12 protein-coding genes and 3 pseudogenes are annotated in these 16,266 nt (G+C 62.2%); 8 read left to right on the forward strand and 7 right to left on the reverse strand.

Annotation, left to right across the window (positions count from 1 at the left end):
- The first annotated feature begins 162 nt into the window (after positions 1 to 162).
- Complete coding sequence (locus OJJOAM_RS11175) at positions 163 to 519, forward strand: endonuclease VII domain-containing protein (protein ID WP_422649574.1); 357 nt, start codon at positions 163 to 165, stop codon at positions 517 to 519.
- Here the strand turns inward: OJJOAM_RS11175 and OJJOAM_RS11180 are convergent.
- The 7 genes and pseudogenes from OJJOAM_RS11180 to OJJOAM_RS11210 form a co-directional block, all read right to left on the reverse strand.
- The gene (locus tag OJJOAM_RS11180; RefSeq protein ID WP_422647984.1) at positions 506 to 1,426 is read right to left on the reverse strand and encodes a hypothetical protein; all 921 of its coding nucleotides are present in this window, start codon (positions 1,424 to 1,426) and stop codon (positions 506 to 508) included. The genes OJJOAM_RS11175 and OJJOAM_RS11180 overlap by 14 nt on opposite strands.
- Positions 1,427 to 2,731: 1,305 nt before the next feature.
- Positions 2,732 to 3,329, reverse strand: a pseudogene (locus OJJOAM_RS11185) (recombinase family protein).
- A gap of 212 nt (positions 3,330 to 3,541) precedes the next feature.
- Positions 3,542 to 4,000 carry a hypothetical protein gene (locus tag OJJOAM_RS11190; RefSeq protein ID WP_422647985.1) on the reverse strand — a complete coding sequence of 153 codons (459 nt, stop codon included), beginning with the start codon at positions 3,998 to 4,000 and terminating at the stop codon, positions 3,542 to 3,544.
- A gap of 457 nt (positions 4,001 to 4,457) precedes the next feature.
- Positions 4,458 to 5,030 carry a phospholipase D-like domain-containing protein gene (locus OJJOAM_RS11195; protein WP_422647986.1) on the reverse strand — a complete coding sequence of 191 codons (573 nt, stop codon included), beginning with the start codon at positions 5,028 to 5,030 and terminating at the stop codon, positions 4,458 to 4,460.
- Between the two features lie 325 nt (positions 5,031 to 5,355).
- Positions 5,356 to 5,994, reverse strand: a complete 639-nt coding sequence (locus OJJOAM_RS11200; protein WP_422647987.1) for a nucleotidyltransferase domain-containing protein — start codon at positions 5,992 to 5,994, stop codon at positions 5,356 to 5,358.
- Positions 5,984 to 6,796 carry a pentapeptide repeat-containing protein gene (locus tag OJJOAM_RS11205; RefSeq protein WP_422647988.1) on the reverse strand — a complete coding sequence of 271 codons (813 nt, stop codon included), beginning with the start codon at positions 6,794 to 6,796 and terminating at the stop codon, positions 5,984 to 5,986. The genes OJJOAM_RS11200 and OJJOAM_RS11205 overlap by 11 nt, the downstream gene beginning before the upstream one ends.
- Positions 6,797 to 7,189: 393 nt before the next feature.
- Positions 7,190 to 7,291, reverse strand: a pseudogene (locus OJJOAM_RS11210) (GTPase); the annotation flags it as partial.
- A 220-nt stretch (positions 7,292 to 7,511) separates the two neighbouring features.
- Between OJJOAM_RS11210 and OJJOAM_RS11215 the strand changes: the two are divergent.
- The 7 genes and pseudogenes from OJJOAM_RS11215 to OJJOAM_RS11245 all read left to right on the forward strand — a co-directional run bounded on the left by OJJOAM_RS11215 (position 7,512) and on the right by OJJOAM_RS11245 (position 16,253).
- The gene (locus OJJOAM_RS11215) at positions 7,512 to 8,801 is read left to right on the forward strand and encodes a UbiH/UbiF family hydroxylase (protein WP_422647989.1); all 1,290 of its coding nucleotides are present in this window, start codon (positions 7,512 to 7,514) and stop codon (positions 8,799 to 8,801) included.
- A gap of 227 nt (positions 8,802 to 9,028) precedes the next feature.
- The gene (locus OJJOAM_RS11220) at positions 9,029 to 9,745 is read left to right on the forward strand and encodes a DsbC family protein (protein ID WP_150082632.1); all 717 of its coding nucleotides are present in this window, start codon (positions 9,029 to 9,031) and stop codon (positions 9,743 to 9,745) included.
- A 183-nt stretch (positions 9,746 to 9,928) separates the two neighbouring features.
- Positions 9,929 to 10,928 (forward strand): annotated as a pseudogene (locus OJJOAM_RS11225) (MDR family oxidoreductase).
- A gap of 343 nt (positions 10,929 to 11,271) precedes the next feature.
- On the forward strand, positions 11,272 to 13,152 hold the full coding sequence (locus tag OJJOAM_RS11230; RefSeq protein ID WP_422647990.1) for a M61 family metallopeptidase: 1,881 nt from the start codon (positions 11,272 to 11,274) through the stop codon (positions 13,150 to 13,152).
- A 57-nt stretch (positions 13,153 to 13,209) separates the two neighbouring features.
- Positions 13,210 to 15,513 carry an FUSC family protein gene (locus OJJOAM_RS11235; RefSeq protein WP_422647991.1) on the forward strand — a complete coding sequence of 768 codons (2,304 nt, stop codon included), beginning with the start codon at positions 13,210 to 13,212 and terminating at the stop codon, positions 15,511 to 15,513.
- Complete coding sequence (locus OJJOAM_RS11240; protein WP_422647992.1) at positions 15,503 to 15,790, forward strand: hypothetical protein; 288 nt, start codon at positions 15,503 to 15,505, stop codon at positions 15,788 to 15,790. The genes OJJOAM_RS11235 and OJJOAM_RS11240 overlap by 11 nt, the downstream gene beginning before the upstream one ends.
- A gap of 190 nt (positions 15,791 to 15,980) precedes the next feature.
- Positions 15,981 to 16,253: an acylphosphatase gene (locus OJJOAM_RS11245; RefSeq protein ID WP_422647993.1), complete on the forward strand. Its 273-nt coding sequence runs from the start codon at positions 15,981 to 15,983 to the stop codon at positions 16,251 to 16,253.
- Positions 16,254 to 16,266: the final 13 nt, after the last annotated feature.

Here is a 16,266-nt window from a genome sequence, read left to right on the forward strand (position 1 = left end):
AAGCGTTGGAAAGACCAAACAGCAGAAGCTACGAAATACCCACAGGGATACTTCAATCCGAAGCCTTGTCGGCGTTGCACTTCTATTTTCACCCCTAAGGCCCCTAGTAACCTCTATTGCTCTCAGGAGTGCGCAGACTATGGGGTAGTTAGTGCGTACCTCATGAGGAGTTATGGGATCGACTACGATCGTTATATATCGTTGTTGAATGAGCAGGGGCATGTTTGCGCCCTGTGCGGTGGTGAGGGTTTCTTGATGAAGGGTTGTCACAGGGTCAAGCTTGTTGTCGACCATTGCCATCAGACCGGACGAGTTCGCGGTCTTCTCTGCCATAACTGCAACCGGGCGTTAGGCCTTCTCCAGGACGACCCGGCGATTCTCCGGGCGGCTATCGACTATCTGAAGGGGGGTATAAGGCCGATGTGGAATCGGGGGGCTTCGGCAGGATTAAGCTCCCCCGCCACTGCGCAATCGTGGCCGGTTGAGAGCCAAGTACAGAAGGGACTTAAGCAGCGATAGATTTCTCGTCGTTCGCTGCTAGGTCTTGTGGTCTCCCAGCGAACCGCCTCAGGGCGCTGAGCATCTCTGGATTGTCTGGCAACTCAAGCATCAGATCAGAAAATGAGGGTTGGCCTCCCTTTTCGATTGTTATGGTGTGGTGCCATGTCCGCATCAATTCTGCCAGTTCGCTGCTGGTGTATTCGTTGGGCTTGGCGGAACGTCTCTGTGTCCTCTCCACGACCTTTGCGAGGTGGGACAGGCTGCGGGGACACTCTCGCTCCTTATCTAGTTCTTGTCTACGTACCGTTTGTTGCGTTTCGGCAAACCGCTTGGCTGCATCGTCCAACTGCTGGAACTCTCCGATGCTGATGTTTCTCAGCTTGAGTACGGTGACCAGAGGGACCTCAGCGCTCCCGATGCGAATGCAGAGATCGTTCCAAGGCGTCCCCGTAGGAGTTGTTCTACGCTCTCGGTATCGATAGATTGTCCCGTCGATGGAGACCGCATCTGGGAAGAAGATCGTTGGCGAGGGCGGCGATGACTTCCCGTCGACTATGCGTTTGATATCGGTGCCTTTGACTAACCCAGTTACCTCATATCCGTGACTCCTAAGGATTTCAGCAACGTAGGAGACCTGTGGGGCGCTGAGTTTCTTTGACATGATCTTCGGAGCCAATCCAGTCTTGCCTTCGTACTGTTCGATAAGAGAAGCCAGCTTGTGGTTGGGTTCCTTCGCAAGTTCGGGGTTCTTGCAGAGTATCTTGGCTAGGGTGGTTGCCCAGTTTGGGAACTCACTGACCGGGAACACTGCGACCTTGGCGACTGCTTCGACCCCCTGCGATGCAGCGATAGCTACTTGCTCTTGGGCAACTCGTTCGGTTTCTGTGCGAACTGACTCCAGCACGGCTAGTTTTTCGTTGTACATGTGTGAAAAGTTTGTTTGTTGACCGACGCTTGATGATGATTGCTTGGCTTTGGTGAAAGGATGGAAAGCGACACGCCCCTAATTCACTGTGGAATTCACAGTAGTTTGGTGGCCCCCTAACAGACCTAAGAAGACCTCGGGTGGGTGTCTTTGAATAAGAGGGAGGGTTCCACTATGGACATAATCCATAATGTGAGACATAAATCACTATCGATATCTCCCCTGCTTGTACCTTGCTACGGCGTTTCCTCATCCTTATCCAGTCCTCCCAGAGCTTTACTGGAATAGTGTCGATGTATAGGTCCCATGACTCATCAGAGCTGGGCCATCGACCATAACTCCAATAAAAATTGACATCACACTTTGCTGTGGCTTTGGCAAAGGCTGCTTCAATATCCCTGTCTTGACGGTTCCATCCATTTGCTACGCCTGGAGGTCTCCCTATGCGCTTCCCACGTTGCTGTGCAATGCGATGAGGTTCGTTCCCGCTTGGCAGCGTCCTTTCGGGATGGTCGGTACGTACTCTCTGGCCTTTCTTGTGGTCGATGGGTTTGGCTAACCCTGCTGCCGCTAGCCATACCTGTTGTTCGGCTTCCGACAAGGTCATTCAATCTCCACGGGGTCTGCTTAGGCTCCCATACAGGACTGCTGTAGGAGACTTCGTCAGTAACGCATACGGGAAAGGTATTGGGCCATCGAAGCAGCCATTGCGTTTGTCGTTACACGCTTGGCACACACCACGACCGCCAGCCACAAGATGTGTCGTCCAATCGTCATGCGTCTTGCAGTACCAACCTATGGTCTTGAGTCCGGCCCAGGGCGCTTCGGCCCCTTTTTTGGGGCTGGTCTGTTCGTATTCATGTGTTCCTTTCTGTCATTTTTTGCGTATGGTTCTCTCGTGGTGACGGGGCATTGGTAAGTGGTTGATTCATAAGGGGCCTACGTATTAACTTCGGACCCTGCTGGCACATCTAGGATGAGGTTGCTGGTCAGAACGTCGAGGGTTCCCTCAAGATGAGGCGACGCCTATTGGCTGCGCGGCGAAGACCGCTCAAGAGGATGCACCCCTGAGCGCTGACCGAACCTAATCAGGAGGTGTCACAGTGGGAGGCAAAGTGGGGCAGACGCAGGCTTAGGCTTCCGAGCGCCCCTCCCGACAGACTGTCGGACCGAATGGGGCCCGCACTTCCTCGTAGTGGGCGGGTATTTCTAAGCCCCTGATTTCATTTGTGTTTCACTAGATAAAATCTAAGGGCTTGTGGTGCGGGCTGAGCAGCCTGAGACGATGCCTGGCAAAGAGACGTCTCAGAGGTCGTGAGAGCCAGATTGGACCTTGTCTCGCAGACGCATGATGGTCTGACGGCTGGTGCTGAACTCCCTAGCGAGCTGGGCCACAGAGACGCCTTGAGCGAGCTGCGAGCGCACGGCCTCCTGTTGCGTTAGCGACAACGCTGACGGCCTACCAAAAGCCTTCCCTTCAGACTTCGCCCTACTGATGCCTGCGGTCGTGCGTTCGATGAGCAGGTCCCGCTCAAACTCAGCCACGGCGGCAAGAACTTGCATGGTCATCCGCCCCGCTGCGCTAGTCAGGTCCACGCCCCCCAAGGGCCAAGCAATGGACCCTGATGCCATCAGCAGCCAGCCTATCAATCGTGCTTCGGACGTCCATGGCATTGCGGCCCAGCCGGTCCAGCTTGGTCACAACCAGCACATCCCCGCTCTCCATCCGATCTACCAAGCGGGAGAAGCGAGGGCGCTCAAACGCTGCAACGGACCCGCTTACCACCTCAATCTCAATGCGCTTTTCCTGTATGGCGAAACCCGCTGCTTCGATTTCCCTGACCTGGTTGTCGGTTGTCTGGTCGGATGTGGAAACGCGGCAGTAAGCGAAGACTCTGGACATTGGGTGCGATGATGTACGAAAAGGACGTACGAATTATACATGCTGTACGAAAGAAGCCCAGGGTTACTTTCGTACATGCCCCGCAAGGGTAGTCCGAATGGGGTCGGTTTCGTACTGAGGTGGGTGTTTTCCCTAGGATTTAAGGCCTAGCCTTAAAAACGACCGTATTCGAAGTGTGAGCTGTTGGCGTCGCTATGACGCGAGGAATAGAATCAATCGACTACAACGGGAGGCATACGTGAGCAAGGGAAATCGAATTGCAACGCTTCCTTGAACTGATGGCACGCGCTGCAAAAACTGGTGAGAACCTCGGCGCCGAACTGAGGGAACAACGAGAGCGTCTGGAAGCGCTCGGCCTCAGCGCAGGAGAGATAAACGAAGCGATCCATGACCGCCGTTTGCGGGGACAATACAAGCTCCGCCATGCATTGCAAGACACTGTTTTGAACGTCCCGTATTCGGACAAGGACCGGGCGAAAGCGCTCGGCGCTCGGTGGAACCCCACGCGAAAGGTATGGATAGCCCCCGCGGGTGTAGACCTTAATAAATTCCGGCGCTGGCTGCCTTGATTGCCTCAAGTTGATCCACGCGACCAACGGATAGAAAGAGCCAAATGCAACGACCGAACCCGAACCGTTGAGGTATTCACTGCGGAACTTGATGTCGAGCACGCCATCTATTCGGAGTCGTTTCTGGTATTCCCGCGAGACTAATCGCGAAGTACCCCCATTCCCCTGCATCTCCCCCGAGTTTCAAAAAAGCAGCTAAAGGTCAATTTGGCGTTGTTGTTTGATTACTCGCAATGGAGACAACGGCGTCTGCGGGGGAGTCGGCAGTTGTCTGGCGGGAGATATGTCGCTTCACCCGTATCGCGAATCTAATACAAGAGAGCGCAGTGCGCCCGCTTAATGCCTGCCCAGTGTGTCCCCACAATTAGGTAGGTTTTCGAAGTCCCAAGAGACCTACTTGGGCGCAACCTCAGGTTGGACTCATAATCGCCAGATGGCTTGCGATTCAGCAGGTGCACGTACGCCCATTCATTATGTCGGATAACTCTTGTATCTTGCGATTTATCTCGATATTATAGATGCCGAGAAAAGTAATTCCGCGTGATATTCGGCCCTCTGTCTATAGTCGACTACTAAGATGCCGATGTAATGCGTCAGAGAACCCGTGGGATAGCGCTTGCCTCATCGCCCTATATTCTCCTAATCGCTCATTTTGTCTGTCGAGTAGCGAAACGATTTCACTCGATTCAGGGATGGAGTCGCGCTCCAGTTCATCGAAAAACGCCTGCAGTTCATTTTGGATTCCACGAGCATTGATTTCACTGTCTTCGAAAAACCATCCTGCTTCAAAGTTCTCGAAGCAAGCACGATCGGTTAGATTACATGATCCGATATATGCCCCCCATCCCTTCCACCAAATTACTTTGGCATGCAAGTATTCCTCTATAAAGAAAAATTTGCATCCTTCTGATGAAAAATCTCTTATAATTCTGGTGTCGAAGGGGACGCTCCAGTCTAAGCGACAATAGGTTGTACAGGGTATTCTCGTTGCGGTTATCGTCTTATAGAAATCGTCGCTTGCTACACCCTTCATCGCGTACGGGATGGAGGCAAGAATATTCGTGCAGCGCAAGCAGCCGGTTTCGTTGAGGCGCAAAAAATCTTCAATCTTGCCGCTGCTGTGAATTAGCATTTTTGCCTTCCGATTGTACGGATTTGCTCTAGTTCTTCCTCCAGTGAGGTCTCGAACGCGGCTTCATCAAATACGGTTCTGCTTGAGTCGGCCTCGATCCGTAGCTTGATCGCTATATCCGTCAGGATTCTGGCAACTGTCTCCACGGAGTCTGGTTCGCATCCTGCTGCCACGTTGCTGGTCCGCCAAAGTGAAATACCATCTCGTGATAGCCCCATTAATTTGGGTCCTTTCCATCCGCTATTCAGTAGTCGCAGTACTTCGCGTTCCAATTTTACTCTAGCGCGGAACCGTTCAGATCTTGATGCCATACTTATTCCTCAATTTATCGGTCCACAAACGGACGTTTGAAAGAATACCCTGAATTGTGGAAGCGGAAGGCGGCGGTATGCTGTAATCTCCGCGATTTGAGAGGCGCCGGCAAGCGATAAGCAGATCGTACTGTGCGGGGCCGATCGGGGGGGCGTAACTCCGCAGGCAGACGAATTGCGGCGTAGCGCGAAAAATCCGGTCTTCCTTTTTCGATATGGCTGAGAATCATTCCGATATTTCTCAAGGCTAGATGGCAAATGCCGGCCTCAAATATATAGTTATGGCCCCTATCGAGGGAATCAAGAGATTCTTCGAGTATGGAGACAAATTGCTCAAGATCCAAGCTCGCCTCTTTATATTCCGACGGGCGACCAAGAGACTTGAACCAGTCATCATGGACGAGCGAACCGTATGGCACGGATTCCAGATACAAATGCCAAGCAAATAGGTGGCCTTCGGCAAACATCGAAGCAATTCTCTCCGCGGAGTAGAGAGAAACATCCGTGTTGTTTGGCAGTGCCAAGTTGGAGGGTGAATTTGATGCGTCGTGGACCACAACCAGTATGTCCACGTCGCTACCTTCGTCTGCCTCTCCCCGCGCATGCGAGCCGAATAGCCGAACGGTCAAAATGTTGTCTGTGCTATCGTGCATAGCGACGATATATCACTGTTATGAATAGACCCAAAATTATGACCCGAACTGCAACCAAGAAGCCGAATATAACGCGATGTGCGTCCAGGACTTCTGAGTCGATGAGGGCGAGATCTAACACAGCAAAGGCGGCAAGAAGCATTTGACTGCCTATCCGGCTTAATAATGCGGCATTTACAACAACGTCGCCGGGCCCTGATATCGCCATGGCGACACCGCAGAAAAACAGTATAAGGAGAAGCCAAAGCACAAGGCGAATAGGCGATAGCCCATAGCCCCAAGCGATCTCCTCCAGTCGAAGGCCCCAGTATTTGAAGAACGCTTCGATTTTTTGGGCCCTAGAATATTTTGAGTAATACGAATGATTATCTCGATGCATGCGGCGATAGTGCTCTGTGTTCGCCCTTAGTTCTAAGGAAAGAAGGCTATTACTGGCCTCTTGGTTGCCCATTGACGCCGCATTTGCACGGAGGGTTCTTACTAGGTCGCGTCGCTTATTGGGCTGATCTGGCAGGTTCTTCGCTATTTCTTCCTCGGATACGATTGTTGTGAAAAACGTCGCGTATGAGAAATCGCAATTGGCGAACGTTGCAGAGCGGAAATTGCAAGAGATGAAGCGCGTTCCGGTGAACGTGCAGTTCTCGAACTTGGCATCATGAAAGTACCCGCGTTCGATAATGCAGTAGCTGAAATTGCAGTCTTTAAAGTGGACCTTTTTTCCGCCAGCATCAAGAATGTGTGTCCCCGAATAACTCTTTTTCTCAAATCCGTTGATTTTGAAATAGTCTTTTTGATTATTCATGGGCGTCGGAGGCGCTACTAGTCGCAGGAGGAAGCCGGCCGCATCCTATCGGATAACTACGGTGGAGCGCCAAATCTACCTCGGTGCCGAGGCGTTGCGCAAGATTCCCCGAAAAGCGGGGTTGCTGGACTTACTCAGATTTGGTTGGGACAGCACAGTGAGGGTTCCTGCTGATCGGACCGAGACCAAGCAGCACAGGAACGCTCAAGGGACATGGGGTATCAGGCCGCGGGAGTGGCCGTCGTGAAGACAGGTCCCGGTGTGTCGGCTATCATCTGTAAGCCGCATTTGGTGCATGCAAGCGGCCCCGCGATTTTTGTTATGGCTTTGTCCGCAAGTCTGACGAGACTTGCTAACTAATTGATCTATAAAGATTATCTGCCGGGAGCGTCAGAACGGATAGTTTTCGGCGGCGATGCCGGCCTTGGTCAGGGCGTTGAACAGCGTGGACTTGCCGACGTTGGGCAGGCCGACGATGCCGCATTTGAGGCTCATGGTGTTCCGGGCGGTAAGCGATGGCAAAGCCGGTATTCTAGCGGATGGCCGTCCGGACGCCCGCCCGTCCGAGCCGTCCATGCCAGGGGGCTTGCCTGCCCGTTCGAGCCGCCATGCCACGAGGCTTGCCCGCCCGTCCGAGCTGCCCGTACCAAGCGGCTCGCCCGTCCGCCGGCTGAGTACCGGGTGACCCCTCAAAGCCGCTGGCTATAATCGCCCCATGACCAGAGCCAGCGCGTCCACGCGGACCTCGTTTTCCCATTTCCAGATTGCCGTGGTTGGCGGCGGCATCGTCGGCAAGACTTGCGCGTTGCTGCTGGCGCAGCAGGGCATGCAGGTCGCGCTGATCGCGCCGCGGCCCGGCAATGCCTCGGCCGCCGCTGCCGTGCCCGGTGAAGGCGAGTGGGACAGCCGCGTCTACGCGTTCTCGGCCAGCTCGCAGGCACTGCTGAGCCGGCTGCGCATCTGGGAAGCGCTGGACCCGTCGCGGATGCAGCCGGTGCGCGACATGCGGGTGTTCGGCGACGATACCGCCGCGCGCGACGATGCCGGGCTGACCGGCGATCTGCATTTCTCCGCCTACGCCGCCGCGGTGCCGGAGCTGGCGTGGATCATCGAATCGGGCCATGTCGAGCGGGTGCTCGACACCGCGCTGCGCTTCCAGCATCAGGTCCATTGGTATCAGCAGGCCGCCACCGGCTTCGAGCGCGACGAATTGGGTGTCACGCTGACGCTGGCCGACGGCGCGCGAGTGCGCGCCAATTGCGTGGTGGGTGCCGACGGCGCCCGTTCCTGGGTACGGACCCAGTGCCATATCGGCGTCAGCACGCGGCGCTACCGGCAGTCGGGCGTGGTCGCCAACTTCGCCTGCGAGCTGCCGCATCATGCGACCGCGTGGCAGTGGTTCCTCGGCGCGCCGCCGAAGCTGCTGGCCGACGAGGAGTCGTGCAACTGCGAGATCCTGGCGATGCTGCCGCTGCCGGGCAATCACCTGTCGATGGTGTGGTCGGCTGACGAGGCCCATGCGCGCGAGCTGACGGCGCTGGCGCCGGAGCAGCTGGCGCAGGCGGCGATGGACGCGGCCAGCGGTGCGGTCGGCCGCCAGTTCGGCGCGCTGCGTTGCGTGACGCCCGCGCAGGCCTTCCCGCTGGTGCTGCAGCATGCCGACTGCGTGGTGCAGCCGCATGTGGTGCTGGTCGGCGACGCGGCCCACGTGGTGCACCCGCTGGCCGGGCAGGGCATGAACCTCGGTTTGCGCGATGTCGCGGAACTTGGCCGCGTGATGGCCGCCAAAGAGTCGTTCCGCGACGAAGGCGACCTGCGCCTGCTGCGCCGCTACGAGCGCGCGCGCGCCACCGACCTGCTGTCGCTGACGGCCGCCACCGATGGCCTGCATCGGCTGTTCTCGCTGCAGGGCGGGGTGGCGCGGATGGTCCGCAATACCGGCATGCGTGCCGTGGGCGCTCAGGCGCTGCTGAAGCGGTTCCTGATCGGACGGGCGCTCGGCTGAGCGCCCGCGCCTTGAACCGGTCTCGTCCACGCAACCGCCGTGCCCGACCGATCCCGCCGATCCGATCGATCCAGAAAAACCCGCGGCCGATTCGCCCGCTCCACCCACATCCGAGCCAACCAGAACCCGGAGTCAACATGTCGTATTCCCTCGGGCGCTCCGCCCGCCCGAACCCGCAGCGTTCCATCACGCGGTCCAACGTGCTGACCGAGCGCGCCGCGCGAGCGATGGCCGTGCTGACGCTCGCCGTGGCCACCGCCGCCTTCGCGCATCCGGCGCTGGCGGCGGCCGATCCGACCGCGGAGCGCATCAAGACCAATGTGCAGAAGATGCTGGGCGGCCGCGCGGAGATCAAGAGCGTGGAGAAGACGCCGATCGCCGGCCTCTACGAAGTCAATATCGGCGGCCAGCTCGTCTACGCCGATGCGAGCGGCCGCTACATCCTCAATGGCGAGCTGCTCGACACGCGCAGCGGCACCAACCTGACCGAGCAGCGCCTGGCCGAGATCAATCGCATCAAGTGGTCCGACCTGCCGCTGTCGCGCGCGATCAAATGGAGCAAGGGCGACGGCAGCCGCCAGGTCGCGGTGTTCTCCGATCCGAACTGCGGTTACTGCAAGCAGATCGAGCAGACCTTCCAGCAGATGGACAACATCACGGTCTACACCTTCCTCTATCCGGTGCTGTCGCCGGATTCGACCGCGAAGGCCAAGCAGGTCTGGTGCGCGGCCGATCGCACCAAGGCGTGGCGCGACTGGATGCTGTCGAAGGTCGCGCCGAGCGGTGCCGGCAATTGCAAGACGCCGCTGGAAGAGAACCTGGCGCTGGGCCACAGCCTCAATGTCACCGGCACGCCCGCGGTGTTCTTCACCGACGGCACGCGCATTCCGGGCGCGGCCGATGTCGCCACGCTGGAGCGCAAGCTGTCGAGCCTGAAGAAGTAAGGCATCACGGAGGTCCGGCGCGGCGGGCCGGCGTGGGCCGGCACGGCCTTCCGGCGCGCACGGTCGCATCACCGATCGCATAGCGGATCGCAGGCCGGGATCGCAAAACGGATCGCAGACCGGATCGCAGAACAGAACGCACAACGGACCGCACAACGGATCGCATCCACAGGAGACACCACCATGACCTTCCGCGCCCTGCTGCTGACCCAGACCGACGGCGACAAGCCGTCGACGCGCGCCGAGATCGCGACGCTGCAGGACGACCAGCTGCCCGCCGACGGCGACGTGCTGGTCGAGATCGACTATTCGACGATCAACTTCAAGGACGGGCTGGCGATCACGGGCCGCAGCCCGGTCGTACGCAAATGGCCGATGGTGGCCGGCATCGATGGCGCCGGCACCGTGCTGGAGTCGTCGAACTCGCGCTGGCAAGCGGGCGACAAGGTGGTGCTGAACGGCTACGGCGTCGGCGAGACACACTGGGGCTGCCTGGCGCAGCGTGCGCGCCTGAAGGGCGATTGGCTGGTGCGCCTGCCCGAGTCGCTGACCACGCGGCAGGCGATGGCGATCGGCACCGCGGGCTATACCGCGATGCTGTCGGTGCTGGCGCTGGAAGCGTCGGGCGTGCGGCCCGAGCAGGGCGAGGTGCTGGTGACCGGCGCCTCGGGCGGCGTCGGCACCGTGGCGATCGCGCTGCTGGGCAAGCTCGGCTATCGCGTCGTGGCCTCGACCGGCAAGACCGGCGAGGCGGACTTCCTGAAGGCGCTCGGCGCGGCCGACGTCATCGATCGCGCCGAACTGTCGGCGCCGGGCAAGCCGCTGCAGAAGGAGCGCTGGGCCGCGGTGGTCGACGCGGTCGGTTCGCACACGCTGGTCAATGCCATCGCGCAGGTCCGCTACGGCGGCGTGGTGACGGCCTGCGGGCTGGCGCAGGGCATGGACTTCCCGGGCTCGGTGGCGCCGTTCATCCTGCGCGGCGTGACGCTGCACGGCATCGACAGCGTGATGGCGCCGATGGCGCGGCGCGAGCAAGGCGTGGGCGCGGCTGGCGCAGGACCTCAAGCCGGACCGCCTGGCGGCGATCACCCAGGAGATCGGCCTGGCTGAGGCGATCGAGGCGGGCCAGCGCATCATCGCGGGCGGCATGCGCGGACGGGTGGTGGTGGACGTCAATCGTTGATGTCGGAGGCGGTGCCGCGCGCGGCGGGCGTACGGCGGCGGCACCAACACGGCGCCACCGCGCCACCAACGTGGCACCAACGCGGCACTAACGGGGCATTAACGCGGCACCGACGCAGGGCCAACGCAGAGCCAACGCAGCGCCAACGCAGCGCCAACGCAGCGCCAACGCAGCGCCAACGCAGCACCGACGCAGGGCCAACGCAGCGCCAACGCAGCGCCAACGCATTAGCGCACCGCTGCATCAGCGCATCCACGCACCACGGCATCAGTTCGTCACCGCATCGGCGCCGCAGCCCCGCAGCCGCGCAGCGCCGGGTGCCCGTGACGCTACAATCGTGGCCATGAAGCCGATCCACTACGCCATTGCCCCGCTTCAGCCCGAAGCGCATCTGTTCGCGGTCACCGTCACGGTGGACGATCCCGATCCCGCCGGCCAACGTTTCTCGCTGCCGGCGTGGATTCCCGGCAGCTACATGATTCGCGAGTTCGCGCGGAACATCGTGCGCATTCGTGCCGATGTCGGTGCCGATGCGGGCGGCGATAGCGGCGATGACGCCAAGCGCCAGCCGGTCGCGCTGACCAAGCTCGACAAGCACACCTGGCAGGCCGAGCCGATCGACCCGGCGCGCGGACCGCTGACGCTGTCGTACGAGGTCTATGCCTGGGACCTGTCGGTGCGCGCCGCGCATCTGGACCAGACCCACGGCTTCTTCAACGGGACCTCGGTGTTCCTCTGCGTCGAAGGCAAGGCCGACCGGCCCTGCACCGTCGACATCCATCCGCCGCAGGGCGAGGCCTATCGCAACTGGCGCGTCGCCACGGCGCTGCCCGAAGCCCCGGGCCGCGGCGGTGCGAAGCGCTACGGCTTCGGCCGCTATCGCGCCGCCGACTACGACGAGCTGATCGACCATCCGGTCGAGATGGGCGAGTTCACGATGTGCACGTTCAAGGCCTGTGGCACGCAGCACGACGTGGTGTTCACCGGCCGCGTGCCGCAGCTCGACATCGAGCGCGTCTGCCGCGACCTGAAGCGGATCTGCGAGGCGCAGATCCGGCTGTTCGAGCCGCGCAGCGAACGTGCGCCGTTCCTCGACAGCAATCGCCGCTACGTCTTCATGACGATGGTCACCGGCGACGGCTATGGCGGGCTCGAGCATCGCGCCAGCACCGCGCTGATGTGCGCGCGCGGCGATCTGCCGGTGCGCGGCAATCCGGAAAGCAGCGAGGGCTATCGCGGCTTCCTCGGCCTGTGCAGCCACGAGTATTTCCATACCTGGAACGTCAAGCGAATCAAGCCGGCGGCCTTCGTGCCGTACCGGCTCCAGGCCGAAACCCATACGCCGCTGCTGTGGCTGTTCGAGGGCTTCACCAGCTATTACGACGACCTGATGCTGGTGCGCAGCGGCTGCATTACCGAGCAGCAATACATCGAGCTGCTGGCCAAGACCTGGAACGGCGTGCTGCGCGGCAGCGGCCGCACCAAGCAGAGCGTGGCCGACAGCTCCTTCGACGCCTGGACCAAGTACTACCGCCAGGACGAGAACGCGCCCAATGCGATCGTCAGCTACTACACCAAGGGCTCGCTGATCGGGCTGGCGCTGGACCTGACCATCCGCAGCCGCACCAACGGACGCCGCTCGCTCGACGACGTGATGCGGATGCTGTGGCGGCGCTATGGCCGCGATTTCTACGCCCCCGGCGCGGTGCAGCGCGGTGTCACCGAGGACGAGGTCCATGCGCTGATCGACGAGGTGGCCGGCGTGCGCGTGTCCACGCAGCTGCGGGCCTGGACCGAGGGCACCGGCGAATTGCCGCTGCCCGCGCTGTTCAAGCCCTTCGGCATCCGCGCCGAACCGCGCAAGCCCACCCGCGCCGCGGCGCTGGGCATCAAGACCAGGAGCGAGGACGGCTGGGTGCGCGTGACGCAGGTGCTCGACGGCGGCGCGGCGCAGGCGGCCGGCTGGTCGGCCGGCGATCTGCTGGCCGCGGTGGACGGGCTGCGCGTCACGCCAAACGGCGCGGGGCAGCTGGACAAGCTGCTGGCGCGCTATCGCGCCGGCGACGCCGTGCCTTGCCACCTGTTCCGCCGCGACGAGCTGCACGTGCTGCCAGTGACCTTCGCGCCGGAGCCGGCGACGGAATATCGCCTGCAGCTCGAGGAAGGCGACGATCGGCGCCAGCGCGGCCGCCATCCATTGCGCGCGCGCTGGCTGGGCCAGTAAGCTACCGGCCCCGCCGTCCGCCGTAGTCAGTCCGCCGTAGCCGCCCGCCGCGCCCGCATGCAATACGCCCACGATCCCCGCACCTTCGTTTTTTCGCACTACGTCTATCGCGGGCTGCGATCGGCGACGGGCGTCATCGGCGCGACGCTGATCGCGCTGCAATTGGCCGACCTGCCGACCGCGATGGTGGTGTCGATGGGCGCGCTGTGTACCAGCCTGATGGACCTGCCCAGCCCGGTGAATCACAAGTTCAACGAGATGCTGGCCAGCGTGCTGCTGTGTACGGCGGTGACGCTGATCGTCGCGCTGGTGACGCCGTTCCCGCGCGTGCTGCCGGTCGTGCTGGTGCTGGTCACGTTCCTGGCCGGCATGATGACGGTCTACGGCAACAAGACCATGCCGTTGCAGTTCTCGACGCTGTTCGTGATGACGCTGACGTTGAGCGAGGACTTCGTCGTGCGGCGGGCGATCGAGCACGCGCTGCTGTTCGGCGCCGGCGCGGCGGCGTACATGGCGTACGCGATGGCGGTCAGCTGGCTGATGGAGCGGCGCACCAAGCAGCAGATCCTGGCCGAGTCGCTGTACGAGCTGGCCGGCTACCTCGAGATCAAGGCCGGCTTCTACGATGCCGGCAACGACTACGACGAGCAGTTCAACGCGCTGGTGCGCCAGCAGATCGTGGTCGCCGAGCGGCAGCAGGCGGCGCGCGACCTGGTGCTGCGCGGCAACCGCACGCCGCACGACGGGCTGCTGGTACAGGTCCATCTGCGGATGCTGGACCTGTACGAATACATCCTGTCGACCAATACCGACTACCCGCTGCTGCGCCAGACCTTCGCCGGCACGCCGGTGCTCGACGCGCTGCGGCGGCTGATCCGGCTGATGTGCGAGGACGTCGAGGCGATCGCCTACGACGTGACGCGCGGCCGGCCCTCGTACGCCGAGGTCGACTATCGCGAGGCGCTGCGCGCGGTCGCCGACGAGATCGCGATGCTGCGGCACCACCATATCGATCCGGCCGCGATGACGGCGCTCGGCGAGACGCTCGACATGATCAAGGGCGCGATCGCGCTGGTCGAGCAGCTGCACGTGGCCTCGCGCACGCCGGTCGAGCCGCGCCAGGTGCTGCCCGGCCCCGACATGACGCCGTTCCTGACGCGCCAGCGCTACGAATGGCGCGTGCTGCGCGACAACCTGCACTGGCGCGCGCCGGTGTTCCGCTTCGCGCTGCGCGTCACGATGGCGGTGGCGGCGGGGCTGGTGGTGGCGGGCTATCTGCCCTACGCCTCGCACAGCTACTGGATCCTGCTGACCATCATCGTCATCCTGAAGCCGAACTTCAGCATGACCAAGCAGCGCTACAACGACCGCCTGATCGGCACGCTGATCGGCTGCATCATCGCGCTGGCGATCCTGCGCGTGGTGCACGAACCGCTGGTGCTGCTGGCCGTGCTGTTCGTCTCGCTGGTGGCCAGCGCGACCTTCGTCACGATCAAGTACCGCTACACCGCGATCGCGGCCTGCGTGCAGGTGCTGGTACAGATCAACCTGCTGATGCCCGGCTCGACGGTGGTCGGCGAGCGGCTGGTGGATACCGTGATCGGCGGCGTGATCGCGTCGATCTTCAGCTTCGTGCTGCCGAGCTGGGAATATCGCGCGATTCCGGCGCTGGTCGAGAACGTGCTGAACGCCAACCGGCGCTATATCGCCGCCACGCGCGACCTGCTGCTTGGACTGACGCGCGACGATTTTGCCTATCGGGTCGAGCGCAAGCAGTTCATGGACAGCCTGTCGGCGCTGATCGGCTCGTTCCAGCGCATGCTGGACGAGCCCAAGAGCCGGCACCGCGCGGTCGACAACCTGAACCGCTTCATCGTGCAGAACTACCTGGTCGCGGCCCATGTCGCGGCGGCGCGCATCCAGGTGCGCCAGCATGCCGACGAGCTGGACCTGCCGGCCGCGCGCGCCGCGATCGAGGAAGCGACCGAGGCGGCGAGCCGCAGCCTGCGGCTGGCCAGCGAGCGGCTGCTCGAAGGCGACCGGGGCGAGGGCAGGGGCGCGGGGTTCATCCGCCGGCGGGCGGCGCCGCCTGAGGAGCCGGCCGCGGCCGCTGAGGGCGCAGCTGCGAAGGGGCGCGGCGGCGGGCGAGCATGCCGAACCAGCGGCGGCGACAGCGGCGACGATGGACGCAGGGGCGGCAGCGCACTCGCCTGCAGAGGCGGCGGAGGCAAAGCCAGCGACGGAGGTGGCGGAGGCAAGGGAGGCGGCCGCGATGGCCGTAGTAAAGGAAGCGACGGAATCTGCGGAAGCCGCGGTGGCCGCCGAAGCCGCCGTGGCCGCCGTGGCCGCCGTGGCCGCTGATACCCGGGCCGCCGACACCGAGGCGGCCGAGGCTGCCGATGCCGCGCTCGCCGAAGCCAGCGAACGCCGTGCCCGGCTGGCGGATTCGGCCGACCGCTGGCATACCGAAACGCTGGTGCAGACCGCCGGCGCGCCGGAACCGGGCGGCACCGCCAGCTCGACCGGCCGCGCCGCCAACGCGGTGCTGGAGCGCCGGCTGCGCGCGCTGCGCGCCGACGCCGCCAAGATCGCGCTGCGCACCGGCGCGATCGGCCGCGCGATCCGCCAGCGCGCCTGAGAGCCCGAGGGGCGCAGGACGCAGCGCGCAAGGGCGCAACGGCCCAAGGGCGCAGGACGCAAGGCGCCGGGGTCCACGGGCGCAGGCTGAAGACCGCCCGCCTCGCGCGGGGGTGGTCATGCCCGCGTCATCGCACTAGTCTAGGGTTGTACGGATGCACGGGTGTACGGACTCGCAAGGAGGAACGGCGATGGAAACCTGGCACATGGTGGCGCACGGCAAGGTGCAGGGCGTTGGCTATCGCGCGGCCTGCGAGGATCTGGCGATCGAGCTCGGCCTGGGCGGCTGGGTACGCAACCGCAACGACGGCACGGTCGAGGTGATGGCGTACGGCCCGCCGGAGCGGCTGGCGAAGCTGCGCGAATGGATGGAGCATGGCCCGCCCGCGGCGAAGGTTGAGCGGTTGGAGGTCGAGCCGGGCGAGGGCGAGTTCGAACTGTTCGAGTGGCGCTCCAGCGAGTGACCGGCGCCCGCCA

The organism is Cupriavidus sp. H18C1 (assembly GCF_049311595.1).
GTDB classification, from domain to species: Bacteria; Pseudomonadota; Gammaproteobacteria; order Burkholderiales; family Burkholderiaceae; genus Cupriavidus; species Cupriavidus cauae.